The 23,506-nt window shown below is 65.7% G+C and carries 24 protein-coding genes, 1 tRNA gene and 2 riboswitches; of the genes, 11 read left to right on the plus strand and 14 right to left on the minus strand.

The genetic code is table 11. From position 1 onward, the window contains the following. Positions 1-73 precede the first annotated feature (73 nt). Positions 74-685: a hypothetical protein gene (locus G4223_RS15160; RefSeq protein WP_163681514.1), complete on the minus strand. Its 612-nt coding sequence runs from the start codon at positions 683-685 to the stop codon at positions 74-76. Positions 686-794: 109 nt separating this feature from the next. On the opposite strand from G4223_RS15160, the gene G4223_RS15165 reads away from it, so the two are divergent. Further along, positions 795-1,106: a hypothetical protein gene (locus G4223_RS15165; RefSeq protein WP_163681516.1), complete on the plus strand. Its 312-nt coding sequence runs from the start codon at positions 795-797 to the stop codon at positions 1,104-1,106. A 260-nt stretch (positions 1,107-1,366) separates the two neighbouring features. Here G4223_RS15165 and G4223_RS15175 read toward each other — a convergent pair. Next, positions 1,367-1,457: transfer RNA gene (locus tag G4223_RS15175), tRNA-Ser, on the minus strand. A gap of 195 nt (positions 1,458-1,652) precedes the next feature. Here G4223_RS15175 and G4223_RS15180 point away from each other — a divergent pair. Continuing rightward, complete coding sequence (locus G4223_RS15180; RefSeq protein ID WP_163681518.1) at positions 1,653-1,943, plus strand: hypothetical protein; 291 nt, start codon at positions 1,653-1,655, stop codon at positions 1,941-1,943. Positions 1,944-2,012: 69 nt separating this feature from the next. On the opposite strand, the gene lepA is transcribed toward G4223_RS15180, so the two are convergent. Together lepA and G4223_RS15190 are read right to left on the minus strand one after the other, a co-directional pair. Next, positions 2,013-3,815 (minus strand): translation elongation factor 4, encoded by a 1,803-nt coding sequence (gene lepA / locus G4223_RS15185; RefSeq protein WP_163681521.1) that lies wholly within the window; start codon positions 3,813-3,815, stop codon positions 2,013-2,015. Between the two features lie 95 nt (positions 3,816-3,910). Continuing rightward, on the minus strand, positions 3,911-4,921 hold the full coding sequence (locus tag G4223_RS15190; RefSeq protein ID WP_163681522.1) for a zinc-binding alcohol dehydrogenase family protein: 1,011 nt from the start codon (positions 4,919-4,921) through the stop codon (positions 3,911-3,913). A gap of 157 nt (positions 4,922-5,078) precedes the next feature. On the opposite strand from G4223_RS15190, the gene G4223_RS15195 reads away from it, so the two are divergent. After that, positions 5,079-5,411 carry an ATPase inhibitor subunit zeta gene (locus G4223_RS15195; protein ID WP_163681524.1) on the plus strand — a complete coding sequence of 111 codons (333 nt, stop codon included), beginning with the start codon at positions 5,079-5,081 and terminating at the stop codon, positions 5,409-5,411. A 15-nt stretch (positions 5,412-5,426) separates the two neighbouring features. On the opposite strand, the gene G4223_RS15200 is transcribed toward G4223_RS15195, so the two are convergent. From G4223_RS15200 to trpS, 4 genes are all read right to left on the minus strand, one after another. Continuing rightward, a complete protein-coding gene (locus tag G4223_RS15200) occupies positions 5,427-6,209 on the minus strand; it encodes an ABC transporter permease (RefSeq protein ID WP_163681526.1) in 783 nt (260 codons plus the stop codon). Beyond that, positions 6,206-7,183, minus strand: coding sequence for an ABC transporter ATP-binding protein (locus G4223_RS15205; RefSeq protein ID WP_163681528.1), 978 nt, complete (start codon positions 7,181-7,183; stop codon positions 6,206-6,208). The genes G4223_RS15200 and G4223_RS15205 overlap by 4 nt, the downstream gene beginning before the upstream one ends. A gap of 99 nt (positions 7,184-7,282) precedes the next feature. Further along, on the minus strand, positions 7,283-8,269 hold the full coding sequence (locus tag G4223_RS15210; protein WP_163681530.1) for a glycosyl transferase family protein: 987 nt from the start codon (positions 8,267-8,269) through the stop codon (positions 7,283-7,285). Between the two features lie 56 nt (positions 8,270-8,325). Further along, positions 8,326-9,336, minus strand: coding sequence for a tryptophan--tRNA ligase (gene trpS / locus G4223_RS15215; RefSeq protein WP_163681532.1), 1,011 nt, complete (start codon positions 9,334-9,336; stop codon positions 8,326-8,328). A 124-nt stretch (positions 9,337-9,460) separates the two neighbouring features. On the opposite strand from trpS, the gene G4223_RS15220 reads away from it, so the two are divergent. Further along, a complete protein-coding gene (locus G4223_RS15220) occupies positions 9,461-10,528 on the plus strand; it encodes a PA0069 family radical SAM protein (protein WP_163681534.1) in 1,068 nt (355 codons plus the stop codon). Positions 10,529-10,536: 8 nt separating this feature from the next. On the opposite strand, the gene G4223_RS15225 is transcribed toward G4223_RS15220, so the two are convergent. Further along, entirely contained in the window at positions 10,537-11,109 is a 573-nt protein-coding gene (locus G4223_RS15225; protein ID WP_163681536.1) for a YqgE/AlgH family protein, read from the minus strand. Positions 11,110-11,257: 148 nt separating this feature from the next. On the opposite strand from G4223_RS15225, the gene G4223_RS15230 reads away from it, so the two are divergent. Further along, positions 11,258-13,189, plus strand: a complete 1,932-nt coding sequence (locus tag G4223_RS15230) for a protein-disulfide reductase DsbD family protein (protein ID WP_338086888.1) — start codon at positions 11,258-11,260, stop codon at positions 13,187-13,189. A 120-nt stretch (positions 13,190-13,309) separates the two neighbouring features. On the opposite strand, the gene rnhA is transcribed toward G4223_RS15230, so the two are convergent. From rnhA to ispH, 4 genes are all read right to left on the minus strand, one after another. Next, positions 13,310-13,768 carry a ribonuclease HI gene (gene rnhA / locus G4223_RS15235; protein ID WP_163681538.1) on the minus strand — a complete coding sequence of 153 codons (459 nt, stop codon included), beginning with the start codon at positions 13,766-13,768 and terminating at the stop codon, positions 13,310-13,312. Then, positions 13,765-14,727: a homoserine kinase gene (thrB, locus tag G4223_RS15240; RefSeq protein ID WP_163681540.1), complete on the minus strand. Its 963-nt coding sequence runs from the start codon at positions 14,725-14,727 to the stop codon at positions 13,765-13,767. Before thrB ends, rnhA begins: the two co-directional genes overlap by 4 nt. Positions 14,728-14,820: 93 nt before the next feature. Then, positions 14,821-15,267: a GNAT family N-acetyltransferase gene (locus tag G4223_RS15245; RefSeq protein ID WP_163681542.1), complete on the minus strand. Its 447-nt coding sequence runs from the start codon at positions 15,265-15,267 to the stop codon at positions 14,821-14,823. Next, a complete protein-coding gene (gene ispH / locus G4223_RS15250) occupies positions 15,264-16,205 on the minus strand; it encodes a 4-hydroxy-3-methylbut-2-enyl diphosphate reductase (RefSeq protein ID WP_163681545.1) in 942 nt (313 codons plus the stop codon). The genes G4223_RS15245 and ispH overlap by 4 nt, the downstream gene beginning before the upstream one ends. Positions 16,206-16,315: 110 nt before the next feature. Between ispH and G4223_RS15255 the strand changes: the two genes are divergently transcribed. The 6 genes from G4223_RS15255 (at position 16,316) to G4223_RS15280 (ending at position 22,303) form a co-directional block, all read left to right on the plus strand. Continuing rightward, the gene (locus G4223_RS15255; protein WP_163681546.1) at positions 16,316-16,849 is read left to right on the plus strand and encodes a hypothetical protein; all 534 of its coding nucleotides are present in this window, start codon (positions 16,316-16,318) and stop codon (positions 16,847-16,849) included. Between the two features lie 58 nt (positions 16,850-16,907). After that, positions 16,908-17,029, plus strand: a riboswitch (glycine riboswitch). 3 nt (positions 17,030-17,032) lie between these two features. Further along, positions 17,033-17,137: riboswitch (glycine riboswitch) on the plus strand. A gap of 57 nt (positions 17,138-17,194) precedes the next feature. Then, positions 17,195-18,307 (plus strand): glycine cleavage system aminomethyltransferase GcvT, encoded by a 1,113-nt coding sequence (gene gcvT, locus G4223_RS15260; RefSeq protein ID WP_241004152.1) that lies wholly within the window; start codon positions 17,195-17,197, stop codon positions 18,305-18,307. An 11-nt stretch (positions 18,308-18,318) separates the two neighbouring features. Next, entirely contained in the window at positions 18,319-18,693 is a 375-nt protein-coding gene (gene gcvH, locus G4223_RS15265; RefSeq protein WP_163681550.1) for a glycine cleavage system protein GcvH, read from the plus strand. A gap of 22 nt (positions 18,694-18,715) precedes the next feature. Then, positions 18,716-20,065 (plus strand): aminomethyl-transferring glycine dehydrogenase subunit GcvPA, encoded by a 1,350-nt coding sequence (gene gcvPA, locus G4223_RS15270; RefSeq protein WP_163681552.1) that lies wholly within the window; start codon positions 18,716-18,718, stop codon positions 20,063-20,065. Position 20,066: 1 nt separating this feature from the next. After that, the gene (gene gcvPB / locus G4223_RS15275) at positions 20,067-21,578 is read left to right on the plus strand and encodes an aminomethyl-transferring glycine dehydrogenase subunit GcvPB (RefSeq protein ID WP_163681554.1); all 1,512 of its coding nucleotides are present in this window, start codon (positions 20,067-20,069) and stop codon (positions 21,576-21,578) included. Positions 21,579-21,640: 62 nt separating this feature from the next. Further along, a complete protein-coding gene (locus tag G4223_RS15280; RefSeq protein WP_163681556.1) occupies positions 21,641-22,303 on the plus strand; it encodes an HAD family hydrolase in 663 nt (220 codons plus the stop codon). Here the strand turns inward: G4223_RS15280 and G4223_RS20415 are convergent. After that, positions 22,290-23,423, minus strand: coding sequence for a Glu/Leu/Phe/Val dehydrogenase dimerization domain-containing protein (locus G4223_RS20415; RefSeq protein WP_163681557.1), 1,134 nt, complete (start codon positions 23,421-23,423; stop codon positions 22,290-22,292). The two genes, G4223_RS15280 and G4223_RS20415, sit on opposite strands and share 14 nt — an antisense overlap. Positions 23,424-23,506 lie beyond the last annotated feature (83 nt).

The following is a 23,506-nucleotide window of genomic DNA, read 5'->3' on the forward strand; positions in this document are numbered from 1 at the left end:
ATGGCCCCCCGCCTTCGCGGGGGTGACGGATAATCAGGTTGTGCGGGCCTTTTGAGGGTGGAATGGAAAATGTTCAGAGGCGGAAGCCCAAACTTTCCATGAAGCTGCGGTAAGCCGCCGGGTGGGGAGTGGCGAAACCGGATTTGGCGGCACGTTGCAGGGCCGGCGAGGCCAGCATCTGGTCGGCGGCCGATTTCAGGCACAGCTTGTAGGCCGGTTCCAGCGCGTCCTTGTAATCGACCCCGTCCTTGCTGTCGAAGCGGCCAAGAAAGCTGCCGAGGAAGGCGCCGTCGGGAAGGTAAGTGTCGATGCTACACCCGATCTTCATGACGTTGTCGAGGCGCGAGAACTTGGGAACGCCCACCACCTTCAGCACCAGTTGTGGCTGCATGGCGGGGTTGTTGGTTTCGACCCGGGTGAAAGCCTGTCCCAGGATGGCGTGGGCGGCCCGTTCCAGCGTGCGGCCGTCCTTGGTGGTGGTTTCCTCGTTGCGGAAGCGCGTTGCTTCGATGACCAGCGGCCGGTCAAGGTCACGCTGCGCCATGTAAACCATGGCGCCGCCCTTGATCGGCAACGTGACGCCGGATGGCGCGCTCAGCGTCATGTTCTCGCGGTTCAGGTCCGGGCCAAGGCAGCCCCCCAACGCCAGCGCCGCCATCACGGCGACCATCAGCCCCAAACGCATACGGCTCCCCTTCGCTCAATAATGTTGCGCGATCATAGCCCAGACGGAGGCTTTGACGAAGACGCTTCCGCGCGGCACCATGCTCTTCCCGTCGTAAGGAGATATCCCGATGAAGATGCCGATTCTGGTTGCTGCTTTGGCGCTGACGTTGTCGGCGCCGGCCTGGGCGCAGACCGCTACCGAAACCATGACCAAGGCTGCCACCGACGCCGCCACGTCCGCCGCGACCCAGGCTGTCGACGAAGGGGTGAGCAAGGTCACCGGCGACACCTCTAGCAGTTCCGCACAGGAAAAGGGTCGTAAGAAGGTCAAGAAAGAGCGGGAAAAGAATGGCCCGAACTGGGGGCGGTCCGAAGACAATCGTCAAGACGCCGATCATGGGCACAAGGGCAAAGGCCAGGGGAAGAAAAACAAGAATTGACGAAAAAAGGCCCGGCCGAATGATCGGGGGCTTCAAAGCCCGTGTGAGAATATCAGAGGTGGCTGATTTTGCGGACGAGCAGGTTTCCCATGGCGAGGAAGATCATGGCTTCGGAGACGTCGAGGCGGCGTTCGTAGTCACGCACGAGGCGACGGTAACGGGTTCTCCATTCTCCCACTGTAACAGTCCAGTGGAGCAGCGAGAAGATTTTGGTGAGGTTTCCCAACGCCTTGCAGAAAGATCAAGGGCTTGGGCGAAAGTGGCGGAGGGGGCGGGATTCGAACCCGCGATAGGCTTTTGACCTATACACACTTTCCAGGCGTGCGCCTTCGACCGCTCGGCCACCCCTCCGCATCCATATCCCCGTGGGGACGATGGAGCGCGGAAAATACACAAGAAGGGGGCAGGGCGCAACCCCGCTGTTGTGGGGGCGTGCGGATGATCCGCTTAACCGGGACGAGTCGGAAAAACATTGAATTTTATCCGCCTCGGGTGCAATCCTTATGCCTCGCAAATATCGGCTGATCATTGAGACCGGAGGGGGGGATGCTGTTCGGTCGTATGGTAGGGTGGGTGCTGATCGGCTTGACCGTGATTCTGGCATCCGCCGATGCTGTGATGGCGTTGGGACCGGCGGAATATGCCGGCATCATCACCGCCGACGTCTTTACTTTGCTGACTGGCGGCGAGCCGGAATTCGGCGAGGGTTTGTCGATGCTGTCGTCGTTCGAGGCGGCGGTGCTGGACACCCCGGCCTGGGTGGTCACCGGATTGGTGGGCACCCTGTTCCTGGTCTCTTGCCGCAAGCGGGCCAAGCGCTACCGTTTCCGCCACTAAGGCGGCGACGCAAACGAAAAAGGCCGCAGGGTTTCCCTGCGGCCTTTTTCGTGGAACGGCGACAGCCTATCAGCTGTCGCCCATCTTGAGCGCGGCCAGGAAGGCGGATTGCGGGATTTCCACCTTGCCGAACTGGCGCATGCGCTTCTTGCCTTCCTTCTGCTTCTCCAGCAGCTTGCGCTTGCGGCTGACGTCGCCGCCATAGCACTTGGCCAGAACGTCCTTCCTGAGGGCGCTGATGCTTTCGCGGGCCACGATGCGGCCGCCGATGGCCGCCTGGATGGCGATCTGGAACATTTGGCGCGGAATCAATTCCTTGAGACGCTGGCAGATGGAGCGGCCGCGGCTTTCGGAATTGGCGCGGTGCGAGATGAAGGCCAGGGCGTCCACCGGTTCCTGGTTGACCAGGATCGACACCTTGACCAGATCGCTTTCGGCGTAGCTGTCGATTTCGTAGTCGAAGCTGGCATAGCCGCGCGAGATGGATTTCAGGCGGTCGTAGAAATCGAACACCACTTCGTTCAGCGGCAACTTGTAGACAGCCATGGCGCGGTTGCCGGCATAGGTCAGATCGACCTGTTGCCCGCGCCGTTCGGTGCACAATTGCAGGATCGGCCCCAGATATTCGTCGGGCACCATGATGGTGGCCTTGATCCACGGCTCGTCGATGTGGTCGATGCGCGCCTGGTCCGGCATGTCGGCCGGGTTGTGCAGCACCATTTCCTCGCCGTTGGTCATGTGGATCTTGTAGACGACGCTGGGGGCGGTGGTGATCAGGTCCAGGTTGAACTCGCGTTCAAGCCGTTCCTGAATGATCTCCAGGTGCAGCAGTCCCAGGAAACCGCAACGGAAGCCGAAGCCCAGGGCCAGCGACGTCTCGGGCTCGTACTGGAAGCTGGCGTCGTTGAGGCGCAGCTTGGCCAGGCTGTCGCGCAAATCCTCGTAATCGGCGGCGTCGATGGGGAACAGGCCGCACCACACCACTGGCACGCTGGGCTTGAAGCCAGCCAACGCCTGGGGTGCCGGTTTCTTGTCGTCGGTGATGGTGTCGCCGACATTGGTGTCGGCCACCGCCTTGATGCCGGCGGTGATGAAGCCCATCTCGCCGGGATAGAGCGCGTCGCACTTGATCATCTTGGGGGTGAAGTAACCCACCGAATCCACTTCGTAGGCGGCGCCCGAGGCCATCATGCGAATCTTCTGCCCGCGCTTGAGCACGCCGTTCTTCACGCGGACCAGGATGATGACGCCCAGATAGGCGTCGTACCAGGAATCCACCAGCAACGCCTGAAGCTCGGTCTTGTCGTCGCCCACCGGCGCCGGCAGGCGGGTGACCAGCGCTTCCAGCACATCCTCGATGCCGATGCCTGACTTGGCCGAGATCATCACCGCGTCCGAGGCATCAAGGCCGATCACGTCCTCGATCTGCTGCTTGACGCGCTCGGGTTCGGCCGCCGGCAGGTCGATCTTGTTGAGCACCGGCACGATCTCGTGCCCGGCGTCCAACGCCTGATAGACGTTGGCGAGCGTCTGGGCCTCGACGCCCTGGGACGCGTCGACCACCAGGATCGAGCCTTCGCAGGCCGCCAGCGACCGGCTGACCTCGTAGGCGAAGTCGACGTGGCCGGGGGTGTCCATCAGGTTCAGCTGATAGGTCTTGCCGTCCTTGGCATTGTAGGCAAGGCGCACGGTCTGCGCCTTGATGGTGATGCCGCGTTCGCGCTCGATGTCCATCGAGTCGAGGATCTGTTCCTTCATCTCGCGCGCCTCGATGGCGCCGCATTGCTGGATCAGGCGGTCGGCCAGCGTCGACTTGCCGTGGTCGATATGGGCGATGATGGCGAAGTTACGGATATGCTCGAGCTTGGTCATGTCGCTTTTTCAAAGGCCTGTAAGATCCTGCGGGAACATAGGGCCTCGCGCGACGTTTGGAAAGGGCGGAGCGAGGCCCTATGTCCCGGTGGCGCTCAGAACCCCTCAAGCACCACCTTGCCCTTGGCCTTGCCGCTTTCGATCAGGGCATGCGCCTTGATCAGGTTGGCGGCGTTGATGGCGCCCATGGTCTCGCTCAGGGTGGTGCGCAGCACGCCCTGATCCACCAGCCGCGACACCTCGGCCAGCAAGTGGTGTTGGGCGATGACGTCGGGGGTGGCGAACAGTGAACGGGTGAACATGAACTCCCAATGCACCGACACCGACTTGCGTTTGAACAGGCCCAGGTTGAAGGCGGCCGGATCGTCGATCAGGCCGAACCGGCCCTGCGGCGCGATCAGGTCGGCGATGTCGGCCTGATGCTGGTCGGTGGCGGTCAGGCTGACCACCAGTTGCGGCGCGCCCAGGCCCAGCGCCGCCACCTGCGGCGCCAGCGGCCGCGAATGGTCGAGGACGTGATGGGCGCCAAGGTCGGCGCACCATTGCTTGGTCTCGGGGCGCGAGGCGGTGGCGATCACCGTCAGGCCGGTCAGATGTCGGGCCAGTTGGATGGCGATGGAACCGACGCCGCCGGCGCCGCCGACGATCAGCAGAATGCGGGAATCGGCCCCCGCGCCCCGCTTGATCTCCAGCCGGTCGAACAAGAGTTCCCAGGCGGTGATGGCGGTCAACGGCAAGGCGGCGGCGGCGGCGAAGTCCAGGCTGGCCGGCTTGGGGCCGACGATGCGTTCGTCCACCAGATGGAACTGGGCGTTGGTGCCCGGCCGGCTCAGGTCGCCGGCATGGAACACCGCGTCGCCCGGCTTGAACAGCGTGGCGTCGGGGCCGGTGGCGACCACCACGCCGGCGGCGTCCCAGCCCAGCACCTTGGGCTCGCCCGCCGGATCGACGCGATGTCGGATCTTGGTGTCCACCGGATTGACCGACACCGCGCGGATTTCCACCAACAGGTCGCGGCCGCTGGGAACGGGGCGCGGCAGATCCACGTCTTCCAGGGCCTTGGAATCGGTGATGGGCAGGGAACGGCGATAGGCGACGGCGCGCATGGCGTGACCTCGTGCAGGACGAATGTCCCTAAGATGTGACCCGCCGTCCCTTCCCGCAAGAACGCAACAGTGTCATGCCGCCGCCGCTTGTCCTTCCGGTCGGCTGGCGACGGGAGTACACTAATCTTAAGCGCACAGGCAGAAGGGGAGAAATCCCATGCTGTTCGACCGTACGCACAAAGCGGCGCCGCCCGCCGCTCCGCCGGATTTGGAAGTTCAGGCCCGCCGTCATCGCGACCGCATGGCCGGATTGTGGGCGGCCGAATTGCTGGGGCTGATCGGGCACGCCGCCCATGATTACGCCCATGGCCTGACCCATGCCCACGAAACGGCACCGGCCGACGACGCGGCCCCCGGCGACGATCCCGTGTTGGGGCGGCTGGTTCGCGATCTGCGCGGCAAGGTTTCGGCCCACGAAATCCGCGAGAAGCTGGCCCATCTGCTGGCCGAGGCGCGGCGGCAACTGCGCATCGACGGCAAGCGCCCTTAGCGTGGGGCGTGCGTATCAGGCTGCGGCCAAGCTGCGCTCGCGCTTGGCCACACGCTTGATGGACAGGGTCATGCTGAGAACGACCCACACCACCGTCACGCCCAGCGACGTCAGATAGCCGCCATTGCCCAACAGGTCGGCCGGGGCGCCGTAAAACGGCGCGCGGATGATGTTGAGCGCGTGGAACACCGGATTGGCGTGCATGACCACGTCCAGCCACATGGGCGCGCCGATGACCGGGAACAAAGCCCCCGACAACATCCACAACGGGAACAGCAACACCATCATGATGGCGTGGAACCCGGACGTGGTGCGCGAGCCCCAGGCCAGCAGGAACCCCAGCGAGGCGAAGCCCATGCCGGTCAGCACGAAGCCCAACAGCAACAGGACCACCGAGCCCAACGACAGGTGCAGCCCCAGGAAGGGGGCGGCGACGGAAAACAGCACCACCTGAACCAGGGCGATCATCACCGCGCCGGCCACCTTGCCCAACACGATGCCCAGGCGGTGCACCGGAGCGACCAGCACCCCCTGAAGGAAACCGGCGTCGCGGTCCTCGATGATGGTGATGCAGGCGAAAATGCTGGAAAACAGCATCATCATCACCATGACGCCGGGATAGAAGTACTCGAAGTACGACATTTGAGCCAGGCCCGGCGGCTTGAAGTTGTTGCCCATGCCGGCACCCAGGAACAGCCAGAACATCAGCGGCTGGGCGATGGCGCCGACCACCCGCTGGGGCTGGCGCAGGAAGCGGGTGAACTCGCGCTTGGCAAGGGCTGTGGCGACGCGGATCATCGGCCGGCCTCCTTGCCGGTTTCGGGCGCCTGGGCGTGGTCGGGCACGGCGCGGCTGGTGACGTGGACGAATACGTCCTCGAGGTCGGGTTGCTTGATGGAGATGGAGCGGATGCGGGGGCGGTAACGCTCCAGGATGCGTTCCAGCATGGGCAATCCCTCGCCGTTCTCGGTCTCTTCCAGCCGCAATTCGTCGCCATGGCGGCGCACAGCCAAACCCAGTTCGACGCGCAAGGTCTCGGCGAAGGCTTCGGCGTCGTCGGGTTGCACCACCACCATTTCGGTGCCGATGCGGGCCTTCAGCGCCTGCGGGCTGTCATAGGCCAGCAAACGGCCGTCCTTCATCACCGCGACGCGGTCCACGTCCTCGGCCTCGGAAAAGACGTGGCTGGTCATCAGGATGGTCATGCCCCGTTCGCGTTGGACGCGGTGCAGGGCGTCCAGGAAATTGCGGCGCGACGACGGGTCCAGCCCGGTGGTCGGTTCGTCCAGCAACAGCACGCGCGGCCGGGTCATCAACACCTTGGCCAATTCGACCTGACGGGCCAGTCCGCCCGACAGGGTCTCGACCTTTTGGTCCAGCCGGTCGGACAGGTCGGTCCAAGCCAAGGCCTCGTCGCGGCGGGCGGTGAACTCGGGGCCGGAGATGCCGTACAGATCGGCATGCAGGCGGATGTTCTCGGCGACGCTGAGTTGCTTGTCCACCGCGGGGTTCTGGAACACCACGCCAAGGACGCGGCGCACGCGGGCCGGTTCGGCGAACAGGTCGATTCCGTCGATCCGCACGCTGCCCGAACCGGGCAGGGCCAGCCCGCACAGGATGCGGAACAGCGTGGACTTTCCCGAGCCGTTGGGGCCCGACAGGATGGCGAACTCGCCCTCGCGCACCGACAGGGTCAGGCTGTCCAGGGCTTTGCGCGGGCCGACCTTGCGGCCACCGGGATAGACGTGAGTCAGGTCTTGGATGTCGATCATGGAGCCTTCGCAGCAAACGGACGCCGGCGGGGGCGCAGCCTAACCCATCCATCGGGAGGGGGCACCTTAAGTTTGGTCAATACTAGAATGCAAACAAATCTAAACAAGGCGGGCGCGATCGCGTCCGTCCCATAGCGCGCGGCCCTTGCTCTCTGCCTCGGCGACCGAGGCTGCGCGGCCCGAATAGCGCAGAACCATGGCGATGGTGCCGGCGATGGTGGCGTCGGCGGCGGGATCGGTTTCGGTTCCACTCCATAGCGCCTTGAGGCGGGAAAGGTCCATTTCCTCGCGTTCGCGCACGCCTTCCACCAGGGCCGGCCAATCCTCGCGCATCGGCTTGCCGTCCATCACCGCCCACACTTCGCAGGATTTTTCGGGTCGCCGCTCGACCTCGCCGCCGTCGCCCTTGAACGCCGCCGAGTAGCGGTCGCCCAACAGCACCGCCGCGCCCTGGTGCACCGGCAGATAGGGCGGATGGGTGACGCCATTGATGGAGAAGGCGGCGCCCAGCGGGTTGACCATGCGGGCCACGGTGTGGATGGGCGAGCGCAGGCCCAGCAGCGGCTTGAGCGCCATGATGGCTGCCAACGGCGGCGACAGGTGGTCGAGCGTCATGTAGGCGAAGCGCCGGTCCCGCAATTGCGTCGCCGCCTGGTCCAGGCTGGTGGCCGGGGTGAGGCCCAGCGCCGCCAGGGCTTCCGAGGTGTAGACGCGGCCAGCCGTGTGTCCCTCGGCGCCGTGCATGAACACCGAGATGCCCGATCGCGCCAGGGCCAGCGCCGCCAACAGGTAATAGGGCAGCCGCCGCGACTTGCCGGCATAGGACGCCCAATCCACGTCCACCTTGAGGCCGGGCGGCGGGGTGATGGTGGCGCGGATGGCGGCGGCAAGGCCCGAGGCTTCCTCGGGCGTTTCGGTCTTGACCCGCAACAGGCATAGGAAGGCGCCCAACTGCACCGGTTCGACCGCGCCCCGCAGCACCATGGCCATGGCGTCGCGGGCTTCGCCATGGCTGAGCGGCCGCGACAGATTCGGCCCCTTGCCCAAGGCCCGAACGTATTGCGCGAAGGGATGTTCCTGGGTCATGGCGGGGCCTTTCGCTAAAGTCCCCTCCTTCCGCCCTGGCGGAAGGAGGGGGGAAGTTACGGACGCACGAAGCCCATCCCGTCGCGGACACGGGTCACGGTGGTGCCGGCGATGGCGCGCGCGCGGTCGGCGCCGGTCTTCAGCACGTCGTGCAGGTGGTCCTGGTTGTTCATCAAGTCGGCATAACGTTCGCGCACCGGGCGCAGGTGCTCGACCGTCAGTTCCACCAAAGCCTTTTTCAGCTTGCCGTAACCTTGACCATGGAATTCGGCCTCGATCTGCTCGCGCGGCTGTTTGGACATCACTTCGTAAAGGGTCAGCAGGTTCTTGACGCCGGGGCCGCAATGGTCGAAGCGGGCTTCGTTCTCGCAGTCGGTGGTGGCCGACATGATGGCCTTCTTGATGACGTTCGGTTCGTCCAGGATGCCGATGGAATGGCCTTTCTTCTGTTCACCGGTCGATTTGCTCATCTTGGATTCCGGGTCGTCCAGGCCCATGACGCGGGCGCCCGAGGCGCGGATCTGGGCCTCGGGGATCACCAGACCGGCGTTGAACATGGTGTTGATGCGCTGGGCCAGGTCGCGGGTGAACTCGATATGCTGTTTCTGGTCGTCGCCCACCGGCACGAAATGGGTGTCGTACAACAAGATGTCGGCGGCCATCAGCACCGGGTAATCCAGCAACCCGGTGCCCACCGATTCCGATCCGCCCGACTTGGCCTTGAACTGGGTCATGCGGTACAGCCAGCCCAAGGGGGTGACGCAGTTCAACAGCCACGACAGTTCGGAATGTTCCGGCACGTGGCTTTGCATGAAGATGGTGGACTTGGCCGGGTCGATGCCGCAGGCGATGTACAGCGCCGCCACTTCCAGGCACTTGGCGCGGAACGCCTTGGGCTCGATGGCCTCGGGGATGGTGATGGCGTGCAGGTCGACGACGCAGAAGATGTTGTCGTAAGCGTCCTGGTTCTCCGCCCACTGGCTGATGGCGCCGACGTAATTGCCGATATGCAGCTTGCCGGTGGGCTGAACGCCCGAGAAGACGCGCTTCTTCTGCTGGCCTGACATCCCGAGATTCTCCGCAACACAAGGAAGGCGGTACTAATAGCCCGCTTGAGGGGCAAAATCCAGCGACGAGCGCGGGCAACTATGTTCTTGAAACGTACCGTGAACATGTTTTAGCTTTGATGCCATGACGAAGCCTGTTTCCCATCGTGGCGCCCTTGCCAACCCGCCCAACCGTTATGATCGGCTGGCCGGCGAAGCCTGCGATGACGGCTGGGATCTGGGCGAGGACGAGACGGCGACCCCGCGGATCGAGGTGGCGGTGGACAGCACGCGGACCATCATCACCCGCAACAAATCGCCGGACGTGCCGTTCGGCCGCTCGATCAATCCTTATCGCGGTTGCGAGCATGGCTGCATTTACTGCTACGCCCGGCCGACCCACGCTTACCTGGGGCTGTCGCCGGGGCTGGATTTCGAAACCCGGCTGTTGGCCAAGCCGGATGCGGCGCGGCTGTTGGAACGGGAATTGTCCCATCCGCGTTATCGGCCGGCGGTGATCGCCATCGGTACCAACACCGACCCCTACCAGCCGGTCGAACGGTCGCGGCGCATCATGCGCCAATGCCTTGAGGTCCTGGCGGCGTTCAATCATCCGGTGATGATCACCACCAAGGGGGCGCTGGTCACCCGCGACCTGGACATCCTGGGGCCGATGGCGGCGCGGGGGCTGGCGGCGGTGAACGTCAGCGTCACCACGCTGGACCGCGACCTGTGCCGCCTGTTGGAACCGCGTGCAGCTTTGCCGCGGGTGCGTCTTGACGCCATCCGCCAACTGGCCGGGGCGGGAATTCCGGTCACGGTGATGGCCGCGCCGATGATTCCGGCGCTGACCGACCACGAGTTGGAGGCGATCCTGGCGGCGGCGCGCGAGGCCGGGGCGTCGGCGGCGGTGACCTTGCTGTTGCGTCTGCCGGGCGAGGTGGCGGATTTATTCCGGCAATGGCTGGAAACCCACGTTCCCGGCCGGGCCGCCCATGTGTTGGGATTGCTGGGCCAAGCCCGTGGCGGACAGGTCAACGATTCACGGTGGCGCAGCCGTTTCACCGGCGAAGGGCCGTTGGCTGCGTTGTTGTCGCGGCGTTTCCATCTGGCCTGTCAACGGCTGGGATTGCGGGCGGCACGCGGCGTCGAGCTGGATTGCCGCCAGTTCCGGCCGCCGCCCAGGGCCGGCGACCAGTTGGCGCTATTCTAAACCCACGCTCAGGCGTGGCCGGCGCTGGCGGACAAGGTGGCGAAATCGATGCCCAGCTTGTGGATCGCCGCTTCCCATTTGTGGTCGAGGTCCAGGCCGAACAGCAATTGTTCGTCGGCGTTCACGTTCAGCCAGGAATTGTCGCGGATCTCCGCGTCCAACTGGCCGGCGCTCCAACCGGCATAGCCCAGGGCCAACAGGCATTTGCGCGGCCCCAGCCCCTGGGCGATGGCTTTCAGCACGTCCACCGTGGCGGTCAGGGCGATGCCCTCGGCCACCCGCATCGAGGTCTCGTGCATGTAGTCGTCGGAATGCAGCACGAAACCGCGCCCGCCCTCGACCGGGCCGCCGAAATGCACGCGGATCTGTTCGCATTGCGGGGTGGTGGGGATGTTGAGCTGTTCCAGCAATTCGGGAAAGCTCAGTCCCTCGAACGGGCGGTTGATCATGATGCCCATGGCGCCTTCGGCGCTGTGGGCACACAGGTACACCACGGAACGCGCGAACCGGGGGTCCTGCATCTGCGGCATGGCGATTAGTAATTGGCCGGCAAGGTAGCCGTTGATTTTCTGCATAGGCATGCTCCCACAGATATGACGGAGTCTTGACGAAAGCAACCCCGCCCGCGGTGCGGCCGTGCTAGCGTGCGCCGGATGACAGGGGGTTAAGTTGACGTCGGGCGGCGGCTTTGCTGTCTTTTGCCCCGGACACGAACACGAGGAAACCCACGTGCTGAAAAAGCTTCTGGCACTGGCCGCGCTGTTGGCGGCCCCTTTGGCCCACGCGGCGGCGGCGGAGCCCGGCGCTTCGGATTGGACGGTCACCGACACCGGCCGGGTGCGGCTGTTGGCGGCGCAAACCGCCCTGGGCACCAAGGACAGCGTGCAACTGGGCCTGCATTTCCAGCTTCAGCCGGGGTGGAAGATTTATTGGCGCACGCCGGGCGACGCCGGCTATCCGCCCAAGATCGACTGGAGCGGGTCGGCCAACCTGTCCGATCCGGTGGTGTCGTGGCCGGCGCCCAAGCGCTTTACCCTGGCCGGTCTGCAAAACCACGGCTATGCCGGCGAGGTGATCCTGCCGGTCCTGGCGCGGGTGGAAAAGCCGGGCCAGCCGGTGTCGGTGTCGGCGCAGCTGGATTATCTGGCCTGTGCCCAGATTTGCGTGCCCATGCAGGCCGACCTGCGTCTTGATCTGCCGGCCGGGTCGGGCCAGCCCTCGGCCTTCGCCCATGACATCGGCCGCTTCGTCGCCCTGGTGCCCGGTGACGGTGCCCGTCATGGCCTCAAGGTCGAGCGCGTCGAGGCGGTGGGCGAGGGTGAAGGCGTCCACCTGCGGCTGACGGCGGCGGCCGACGATCCCTTCGACCATCCCGACATGTTCGTCGAACCGGCCGAACTGGCCAGTTTCGAAGCCCCCGTCGTCACCCTGTCGCAAGGAGGGCGTCGGGCGGTGATCGAGGCCGAGGTGGTCAAGGGCACCTTGCAGCGGCCGTTGGCCGGGGCACCGCTAGTCGTCACCGTGGTCGATGGTCCCCGTTCCTTGGAAGCGGCGGCGGTGCCGGTGCCGGGGGTGGCCGGTTCCGTCGAGGGTGGGCCGGCGCTGCTGTCCATGCTGCTGGTGGCGTTGCTGGGCGGCGTCATCTTGAATTTGATGCCTTGCGTGTTGCCGGTTCTGTCCATCAAGGTGCTGGGGGCGTTGTCCCATGGCGGTGCCGGACGCGGCCATGTGCGGGCTTCGTTCCTGGCTTCCGCCGCCGGCATCGTGGTTTCGTTCCTGGCCTTGGCCGCGGTGGCGGTGGCGGTCAAGGCGGCGGGTCAGGCGGTGGGGTGGGGCATCCAGTTCCAGCAACCGTGGTTCCTGGGCGTGATGATCGCGCTGTTGCTGGCCTTCGCCGCCAACCTTTGGGGTCTTTACGAAATCCGTCTGCCGACGGCGTTGATGAACGCCGGGCCGTCGGGTGTCGCCCACCATACGCTGTTGGGGCATTTCCTGTCGGGGGCCTTCGCCACGCTGTTGGCGACGCCGTGTTCGGCGCCGTTCCTGGGCACCGCCGTCGGCTTCGCCCTGGCGCGCGGTCCGTCCGAGATATTCGCCATCTTCGCCGCCCTGGGGCTGGGATTGGCGCTGCCCTATCTGGCGGTGGCCACATGGCCGGGACTGGCCAGCCGTCTGCCCAAGCCGGGGGCCTGGATGGTGACGGTGAAGAAGGTCATGGGCGTCGCCCTGACCGCCACCGCGTTGTGGCTGGGCACGGTGCTGGCGGTCCAGGTGGGCATGGCCGGCGGCGCGGCCTCGGACAAGGCGGCGGTGGCCTGGGTGCCGTTCGACCAGACCGCCATTTCCCGCGCCGTGGCCGAGGGCAAGGTGGTGTTCGTCGATGTCACCGCCGACTGGTGCATCACCTGCAAGGTCAACAAGGCGGCGGTGACCGAACGCGGCGCGGTGGCGGCACGGCTGAACGGTGGCGACGTGGTCGCCATGAAGGCCGACTGGACCAAGCCGGACGACGGCGTCGCCGCTTATCTGGCGTCGTTCGGCCGCTACGGCATTCCGTTCAACGCCGTCTACGGCCCCGGCGCCCCCGATGGCGTCGCCTTGTCGGAATTGTTGACCGAGGCCGAGGTGATGGCGGCGTTGGACAAGGCGGGAAAGCGGTAGTGCATTGAAGATTCAATGCACTAAGCCCGAGCGGCGCTTGAGCTTGGTTTGCGCCGGAGGCGCAAGCCGCCAAAGGCAAACCCCGTGCTCAGACGCATTTGAATGCGTCTGAGCACGGGGTTATTTCCCCGCCGCTTCCTTGGCGCCGCGTCGGGCCAGTTCGTCGGCGCGTTCGTTTTCCGGGTGGCCGTTGTGGCCGCGCACCCAGTTCCAGGTGACGCGGTGGCGGGACGCCGCCTCATCCAGGGCCTTCCACAGGTCGTCGTTCTTGACCGGCTTCTTGTCGGCGGTTTTCCAGCCGCGCGCCTTCCAGCCGCGCAGCCATTCGGTCATGCCCTTCTTCACGTATTCGCTGTCGGTGTAGACCGCGACCTCGCAAGGGCGGGTCAGCGCGTTCAGCCCCGACAGCACCGCCAGCATTTCCATGCGGTTGTTGGTGGTCGGAGCCTCGCCGCCGTAAAGTTCCTTCTCGATGCCCTTGAAGCGCAGGATGCAGCCCCAGCCGCCGGGGCCGGGATTGCCGGAACAGGCGCCGTCGGTATAAAGCTCGACGATGGTGTCGGAGGTGGTGCCGGTCATTCGATACCGTAGGCGCCGGGGCCGGAAATGCCCTGGTGGAAGCGCAGTTTGCGGTAATATTCCAGCGGGTCCTTGCGCTTGACCAAGGCGCCGGCCGGGGTGTTGACCCAGTCGTAAAGGCGGGTCAGCAGGAAGCGCATGGCGGCGCCGCGCGCCAGGATCGGCAGGGCGGCCAGTTCCTCGGCCGACAGCGCCCGCACCTTTCGATACCCGTTCAGCATCATCCGCGCCTTGGTGGCGTTGAAGCTGCCGTCTGTTTCGAAGCACCAGGCGTTCAGGCAGATGGCGATGTCATAGGTCAGGGCGTCGGTACAGGCGAAATAGAAGTCGATGATTCCCGACACGTCATGGCCGTGGAAGAACACGTTGTCGGGGAACAGGTCGGCGTGGATCAGTCCCGACGGCAACTGGCGGGGCCAATTGGCCTCAAGGAAATCCAGCTCGGCGGCGATGGAATCGGCCAACCCGGCCTTGACCTGGTCGGCGCGGTGCTTTTCCGCGTCGAACAGCGGCCGCCAGCCGGCAACCGACAGGTCGTTGGGGCGCGATCGGGCGAAATCGGCGCCGGCCAGATGCATCTGGGCCATGGCCGCGCCCAGCGCCGCGCAATGGTCCAGGGTCAGGCGTCGCGCCGACATGCCGTTCAAGAAGCTGACCATGGCCGCCGGCTTGCCGCACAGGCTGCGCAATGCCCGGCCGTCGCGGCCGTGCAGCGGCGTCGGGCACGCCAGTCCGCGCGCCGCCAGATGCTCCATCAGTTCCAGGAAGAACGGCAAATCCTCGGGTTTTGTCCGCTTTTCGTAAAGCGTCAGGATGTATTGGCCGTGGTCGGTCTGCAAAAGGTAGTTGGAATTCTCGACACCTTCGGCGATGCCCTTGAACGACAACACCTCGCCGACGTCGTAGCCGGCGACGAACGCCTCCAGCTCCTCGTCGGACACTTCCGTATAGACCGCCATGAAAACCCCTGGCCCCGATCGCCCCGGTGAAAGGCGGAAAGTACGACAGCCATCCGGCTTTGGGAAGGGGGCGGTTTGGGAAAAGGCAGGCGGTTACAACCCCAGCCGATAGCCCAGCCAGCCCTCGTTGTGGGCGAAGCCCAGCGTGGCATAGAAGGCGCGGGCCTTGTCGTTCCAGTCGAGCACGTTGACGTCGATGCGGCAGCTTTGGCGCTCGCGGCCGATTTCCGTCAGACGGCCGACCAGGGCCTTGCCGGCGCCCAGCCCGCGGGCTTCCTCCTTGACGAACAGGTCATGGATCAGAAGGGCCGGCCGTCCCCGCCACGACGAATAAAGCGACAGAAAGGTCAGCATGCCGACCGCCTTGCCGTCGCGTTCGGCCAACAGCGCCTCGAACAACGGCGTGGGGCCGAAGGCGTCGCGTTCCAGGTCGGCGGCGGTGGCGGCGACGCTGCCTTGCTCGAACGCCGCCAACTCGGTCAGCAAGGCGTGGATGGTGGCGCCGTCGCCGGCGCGGGCGGAACGGATCGTCAGGGTCACAGCAAAGCCTCCGGCAGTTTGAACGACACGGTTTCGTCCTTGACCTTGATTTCCTCGATGGTGACCGCGAAACGGTCGCGGGCGGCGGCGATCACCTCCTCGACCAGGATTTCCGGGGCCGAGGCGCCGGCGGTGACGCCCAGGCGGTGGATGTCGCCCAAGGCTTCCCAATCGATGTCGGCGGCGCGCTGCACCAGGATCGAACGGCCGCAGCCCGAGCGCGCAGCCACCTCGACCAGCCGCTTGGAGTTGGACGAGTTGGGGGCGCCGATCACCATGACCGCGTCGCAATGGGGCGCGATGGTCTTGACCGCAAGCTGGCGGTTGGTGGTGGCGTAGCAGATGTCGTCCTTGCGCGGACCCATCATGGCCGGGAAACGCCGGCGCAATGTCTCGACGATGGCCGAGGTGTCGTCCACCGACAACGTGGTCTGGGTGATGTAGGCCACCTTGTCCGGGTCGGCGGGCTGGATGGTCTCGGCGTCGGCGACGTTTTCCACCAGCAGCACCGCGCCCTCGGGCACCTGACCCATGGTGCCGATCACCTCGGGGTGGCCCTTGTGGCCGATCATGATGATCTGGCGGCCGGCGGCGTGGTGGTATTCCGCCTCCTTGTGTACCTTGGTCACCAGCGGACAGGTGGCGTCAAGATAGGCCAATCCCCGTTCCTCGGCCGCCTCGGGCACCGATTTCGGCACGCCGTGGGCGGAAAACACCACCGGCACGCCGTCGGGCACCTCGGTCAGTTCGTCCACGAACAGCGCGCCCTTGGCCTTCAGGCTGTCCACCACGAAGCGGTTGTGCACGATCTCGTGGCGCACATAGACCGGGGCGCCGTATTTCTCGATGGCCGCCTCGACGATGTGGATGGCGCGGTCGACGCCGGCGCAGAAGCCGCGCGGGCTGGCGAGAACGATCGTCAAGGCGGGGTTGCTCATCTTCGGTTTCCTGTCATGCCCGCCACCGCCCTTGTGCGGGAGCGAAGGCTTCAATAAAGTCGCATGACTATAGCCACGGAAGTTCCCTTCCCCTCAACGGCTTTTCCGAGATGAAAATGATGCGAAGCGCCTTCAAACCCGTCGCCGTCGTCCTGTTGCCGCTGGTCCTGGCCTCCTGTTCGCTGTTCCAGAAAAAGGAAGTGCCGCCCTGTCCGCCGGTCTACATCCTGTCGGACGCGAGCAAGCTGACCAAGTTTCGCGACGGGCCGGGGCGCGACATCACCGACGTCGAGTACGAGGCCGAGATCACCGGCTTCACCGGCGGGTGCAAGTATGACGCCAAGGGCGCCATCGTCGATCTTCAGGTGACGTTCAACGTCAAGCGCGGTCCCGCCGACACCGACCGCAAGGCCGATTTCTCCTATTTCGTCGCCATTCCCTTCTTCTATCCTTCGCCTGACGCCAAGGCCGAATTCGCGACCGAGGTCGCGTTCCCCGAAGGCACCAACTACGTCAAGTTCACCGACGAAGAGGTGGTGATGCGCGTCCCGGTCAAGGACAAGGAGGTCATCGACAAGTACGAGATCTACCTGGGTCTGCAACAGACCCGCGAGGAACTGGACCGCAACCGGACCAGCCGCTAAGTTTTCAACCACAGGCATTGACTCGCCCCAAGGCGCGCAGGCATTGTGGCGACCACAGATGATCCCCGCCGGGAGAGAGCGGCCCACACCATGTTGTGTCACAGCATGGTGTGTCAGGGTCGCCGCCGAAGGAGCAACCGCCCCTGGAAACTCTCAGGCAAAACGGACCGCGGGGGGATGACGCTCTGGAAAGTGGCGCGGGGTCTTTGGCTCTTGCGCCCACCGACGATGTAAGTCGGTCACCGGCATTACCGGCGGCCGATGAATCTTTCAGGTTCCGAGACAGAGGGGGGCACGCGGGCTGACGCCCTTGGTGCGACTCCTTTCAAGACCCTGGAGGAACCGTTGAGCGATTCCGAGACACAGCTTCTCACCACTCCGCTCGATTCGCTGCATCGCGAACTGGGTGCCAAGATGGTGCCTTTCGCCGGTTATTCCATGCCGGTGCAATATCCCGCCGGTGTCCTGACCGAACATTTGCACACCCGCGCCGCCGCCGGCCTGTTCGACGTGTCGCACATGGGCCAGGTGGTGATCGAAGGCGACGACCCGGCCGCCGCGCTTGAGGCGCTGGTGCCGGGCGACGTGGTCGGACTGGGCGAGGGGCGAACCCGCTATTCGGTGTTCACCGACGTGGGCGGCGGCATCCTTGACGACCTGATGATTTCCCGGCTTGGTCCCAACAAGCTGTTCCTGGTGGTCAACGCCGCGTGCAAGCACGCCGATTTCAAGCACATGCAGGACTGGTTGGCCGGCTGTTCGGTGCGCATGCTCGACGACCGCGCGTTGCTGGCGCTGCAAGGCCCCAAGGCGGCCGAGGCGTTCGCCGCCGTGGCGCCGGCCTCGGTCGGCCAGGGGTTCATGACCATCCGCGAATACGACGTTGCCGGCATCTCCTGTCTGGTCACCCGCTCGGGCTATACCGGTGAGGACGGGTTCGAGATTTCCGTGCCCGCCGACCGTGCCGAGGAACTGGCCCGTGTCCTTCTGGCGCTGGAGGGCGTCAAGCCCATCGGTCTTGGCGCGCGCGACAGCCTGCGGCTCGAGGCCGGGCTGTGCCTTTATGGCTCCGACATCGACCGCACCACCTCGCCGGTGGAAGGCGGCATCCAGTGGATCATCGGCAAGCGCCGCCGTGAACAGGGCGGCTTTCCCGGCGCCGCCGTCATCTTGGCGCAACTGGCCGAAGGTCCCAGGCGCAAGCGCGTGGGCGTCCAGCCCGATGGCCGCGCCCCGGCCCGCGCCCATACCGAGATCACCGACCTCGACGGCAACGTCATCGGCGAGATCACGTCCGGCGGCTTCGGCCCGTCGGTGAACGGCCCGGTCGCCATGGGCTACGTCCCCGCCGCCTTCGCCGCGCCGGGAACCGCCGTGCGCCTGATGGTGCGCGGCAAGGCGCTGGACGCCCGCGTGGTGACGCTGCCGTTCACGCCTCATCGCTATTTCAAAGGTTAAGGGGAACCGTCATGAGCATCTATTTCACCAAGGACCACGAGTGGATCAACGTCGAGGGCAATGTCGGCACCGTCGGTATCACCGACTACGCCCAGCATGCTTTGGGCGACGTGGTGTTCGTCGAGGTGCCCGAGGCCGGCCGCGGCCTGACCAAGGGCGGTGACGCCGCGGTGGTCGAGTCGGTCAAGGCCGCGTCCGAGGTTTACAGCCCGGTGTCGGGCACGGTGGTCGAGGGCAATGCCGCCCTGGCCGAGCAGCCGGCCATGGTCAACGAAGACCCCGAGGGCGCGGCCTGGTTCTTCAAGGTCGAGCTGTCGAACCCGGCCGAACTGGACGAGTTGATGGACCGCGCCGCCTATGACGCCTTCGTCGCCGGGCTGGAATAAAAGCTCACAAGGAACTTTCCCCATGCGTTACCTGCCCCATACCGAGGCCGACCGCCGCGCCATGCTGGCGGCCATCGGCGCCAAGGACGTGGATTCCCTGTTTCGCGATGTGCCCGCCGCGGCCCGTCTCGATCAGCCGATCGACCTGCCGCGTGGTCAAAGCGAGATGGAGGTGGAGCGGGCGCTGTCGCGCATGGCCGCCAAGAATCTGTCGGCGGGATCGGTGCCGTTCTTCATCGGGGCGGGGCTTTACCGCCACCATGTGCCGGCATCGGTGGACCAATTGCTGACGCGGGGCGAGTTCCTGACCAGCTATACCCCCTACCAGCCCGAGGTGTCGCAAGGTACGTTGCAATACCTGTTTGAGTTCCAAAGCCAGGTGGCGATGCTGACCGGCATGGAGGTGGCCAACGCCTCCATGTATGACGGCGCCACCGCCTGTGCCGAGGCCGCGGTCATGGCGGCCCGCGTCACCAAGCGGGGCAAGGTGATCCTGTCGGGCAGCCTGCATCCCCATTGGCGGGAAACTACCGAGACGACGCTGAAATATACTGGACTGGAATGCGAGACCCTGGCCCCCGATCCGTTGGCCATGGAAGACCTGATGGGGCGGGTGGACAGCCGCACCGCCTGCGTCATCGTGCAAAATCCCGGTTTCTTCGGCGGCATCAAGGACCTGCGGCCGCTGGCCGAGGAATGCCACGCCGAAGGCGCGTTGCTGGTGGTGGCGGTGGCCGATCCGGTCAGTTTCGGCCTGATCGAACCGCCGGGGGCCATGGGCGCCGACATCGTGGTGGCCGAGGGGCAGTCGCTCGGCATGGGGCTGCAATTCGGCGGTCCCGGTCTGGGACTGTTCGCGACGCGCGACAAATACGTGCGCCAGATGCCCGGCCGTCTGGCCGGTCAGACGGTGGACGCGGATGGCAAGCGCGGTTTCGTCCTGACGCTGTCCACCCGCGAACAGCACATCCGCCGGGAAAAGGCGACCAGCAACATCTGCACCAATTCCGGTCTGTGCGCGCTGGCCTTCACCATGCATCTGACGCTGCTGGGCGAGACCGGGCTGGTGCGGCTGGCCGAACTCAACCACGCGCTGGCGGTGCGGCTGGAAACCAAGCTCAAGCGGGTCAAGGGCGTGCGTGTGCTGGGCAATTCCTATTTCAACGAATTCGCCTTGTATCTGGGCGAGGACAAGGATGCGTCCGAGGTGGTGGATGCCCTGGCCGAGCGCGGCATCCTGGGTGGCGTCGCGGCGTCGCGCTTCTATCCCGAATGGCCCGAGTTGCGGCCCATCTTGCTGCTGGCCGTCACCGAAACCACGACCGAGTCCGACATGGACGCGCTGGTCGCCGCTCTGACCGAGGTGTTGTGACATGGCCGAGACCACGACGTTTTCCGGCAATCGTGCCCTTCAGATCGAAGAGCCGCTGATTTTCGAACTGGGTTCGGCCGGCCGTGTCGGTGTCGATGTCGCCGACGCCCCGCCGGTGGACGAGGATCGTCTGTCCGGCCTGCGACGCAAGGCGCCGATCGGCCTGCCCGATCTGTCCGAACCGCAGGTGGTGCGCCATTACACCCGGCTCAGCCAGAAAAATTACGGCATCGACACCGGCTTCTATCCGCTGGGATCGTGCACCATGAAGCACAACCCGCGCCTGTCGGAAAAGATGGCCCGCCTGCCCGGTCTGGTGGACCTGCACCCGTTCCAGCCGCAAAAGACGGTGCAAGGCGCGCTTGAGGTGATCGACACCTTGGCCCATTGGCTGAAAGGGCTGACCGGCATGCCGGCGGTAGCCATGAGCCCGGCGGCCGGCGCCCATGGCGAATGGTGCGGGCTGATGGCCATCCGCGCCTATCACGACGATCACGGTGAAAACCATCGCCGCCGCGTGCTGGTGCCCGAATCGGCCCACGGCACCAATCCGGCCAGCGCAGCCATGTGCGGCTATAGTGTCGATCCGGTGCCGGCCACCGATCGCGGCCGGGTGGACGTGGCCGCGCTCAAGGCCAAGCTGGGGCCCGACGTCGCCTGCATCATGGTGACCAACCCCAACACCTGCGGCCTGTTCGAGGACGAGATCCTGGAGATCGCCGAGGCGACCCACGCGGCCGGTGCCTTTTTCTATTGCGACGGCGCCAATTACAACGCCATCGTCGGCCGGGTGAAGGTGGCCGATCTTGGCGTCGACGCCATGCACATCAACCTGCACAAGACCTTTTCCACGCCCCACGGCGGCGGCGGCCCCGGTGCCGGCCCGACCGTGCTGTCGGAAAAGCTGGCGCCTTACGCTCCCTTGCCGTTCGTGGTTCACGACGGCGACGGGCTGCGCATGGTCGAACATCCCGAAAGCAGCGGCGGCGCCAAGCCGTTCGGCCGGGTCAAGGGCTATCACGGCCAGTTCGGCGTGTTCATCCGGGCGCTGGCCTACATCCTGTCCATGGGCTCGGACGGCCTGCGGCAGGCATCGTCGGACGCGGTGCTCAACGCCAATTATCTGTTGGCGCGGCTGGGCGGCACGCTGACCCCGTCGTTCGAAGGCCCGTGCATGCACGAGGCGCTGTTCGACGACCGCTTCCTCAAGGATTCGGGGGTGACCACCCTCGATTTCGCCAAGGCGCTGATCGACGAGGGCTTCCATCCCATGACCATGTACTTCCCGTTGGTGGTGCATGGCGCGCTCCTGATGGAACCGACCGAGACCGAATCCAAGGAAACGCTGGACGGCTATGTCGAGGTGGTCAAGGCGCTGGCCGCCAAGGCCGCGGCCGGTGGGGCCGCCGACGAGTTCAAGGCGGCACCCAAATACACGCCGCGCCGCCGTCTGGACGAAACCCAGGCGGCACGCAGCCCGGTGTTGCGTTGGAAGCCGGGCTCGAACGCCTGAAAGCGGCTATGATCGGGGGGCCTTTGCGGCCCCCCGTTTCGTTCAGCCCCTTGGAAGACCCCATGTCCCTGTCCGCGCTTCTGTTCGACCTTGACGGCACCTTGGTCGACAGCGACCCGTTGCATTTCCTGACGTTCCAGACCGTGGCCCGGCGCTGGGGCGCCGATTTCGACCGCGACTACTTCGACACCCGGATGTCGGGTCACAGTAACCGTGAAATTTGCCGCGTGCTGTTTCCCCATCTCGACGACGCGGCCCATGACCGGGTCGCCGCCGAGAAAGAGGATCTGTTCCGCGCCAGCCTGTCCCGGCTGGCGCCGGTCACTGGTTTGCACGATCTGTTGGACTGGGCGCGCGATTCGGGACTGGCGCTGGCGGTGGTCAGCAACGCGCCGCGTGCCAATATCGACGGTGTGCTGGCGGCGTTGGGCGTCGCCGACCGTTTCGCCGTCACCGTGTCCAGCGACGAATTGCCGCGCGGCAAGCCCGACCCCTTGCCCTATCGCACCGCGCTGGAACGGCTGGGCGTCGCCCCCGGACAGGCGGTGGCGTTCGAGGACGCGGTGCCGGGTCTGACGGCGGCGGTGCGGGCCGACTTGCCCACGGTGGGGGTTTTGACCACCCAACCGCCGGAGGTGCTGGCGGGGGCCGGCGCGGTGCTGACCGTGCGGGATTTCTCGGACCCGGCGTTGATGGGGTTCCTGGACGGCTTCACAGCGCCGTGACGATACCGCCGGCACGGCTGGCGTGAATGAAATCCATAGCTTTGGCCGGGACGTCCTGCCCCATGGCCTGTGGCGGCAGGCTGCTCAGTTCCCGCATGCGGGCCGCCAGACGGGACAGCATGTCGGTCCGGCTCCAGCACAGCCCAAGCCGGCGCTGCAACCCGGCCAGATGGGCGAAGGCGGTGCCGCCGGCGGTGGCGGCGATTTCCGGGACGACGGCGATGCCCCGCCGGGCCAGGATGTCGGCGACCTTTGGGGCGACCCCGCCCAAGCCCAGTTCGATCACCGCATGGCAGCGCAGTTCCGCCGCCGAGGCTTCGCTGAGCCGTTGTTCGGCGGCGACCACCACCAGGCTTGCCTGTTCGTCGAACGGCGTTTCGGCGCGGCGGGTGCCGCGTTCGCCCACCAGCGACGCCAAGCCGGCGCCGTCGGCCATGGCGCAGGCCAATTCCGAAGGTGGCAGGCCCCAGCGGTTGCGCAGTGTGGCGCCATGATCCGAGGCGCCGACCAGTTTCCAGCCGGCCACGGTCAACACTCGGGCAAGATGGATGGACACTTGGTCGCAGCCGTGCAAAACCCACTTTCCGGGACAGGGACAGATCGCGCGGATCAACGTGAAGGCGCCGACGCCAACCGCCTCTTCCCAGGTCATGGGGATGGAATGGGCCGGTTCCGGGCCGAAACGCAAGGTGCGCTGGTCTCGGCAACGCCAGCCCGACAGCACCGTCCCACCGGGCCGGGTGACGCCGAAATCGGGAAAACGGGCGACGAAGGACCATGCCAGCCGAGACAGTTCACCCCGCGACAGGTGATGGGCGTCGGCTTCGACGCCGCCGCACGCTCCGCCATAGGGAAGCCGCAAGGCCGCGGCCTGCATGGCGGCGGCGAAGGCTCTTTGATCGACAATGTCGCCGGTATCGCCGGGAACCAGCCGGACGGCGCCCAGCGCGCGGGGAAACCCCATGTCGTAACGGCTGCGCCACGCGCGGAAGGTTCGTGCACGCCCGTCGTCCATGACCACGTCAAGCGTCGCGGCGACAAGGTTGGGATGGTCCTGCCGACAGGTTGTCTGTCGGGGGCCTTCCCCGGACCGCGTCGCGGTCGCCCAGGAATTCTCCACCTCGACCCCTTGGAAGAAGTTGCGGCGAAGAGACTACACACCCCACGGCGGGCGGATATCCCCGGAAAGTACGGAAAGAAGGC

Source organism: Magnetospirillum aberrantis SpK, from assembly GCF_011022235.1.
GTDB lineage: Bacteria > Pseudomonadota > Alphaproteobacteria > Rhodospirillales > Magnetospirillaceae > Magnetospirillum > Magnetospirillum aberrantis.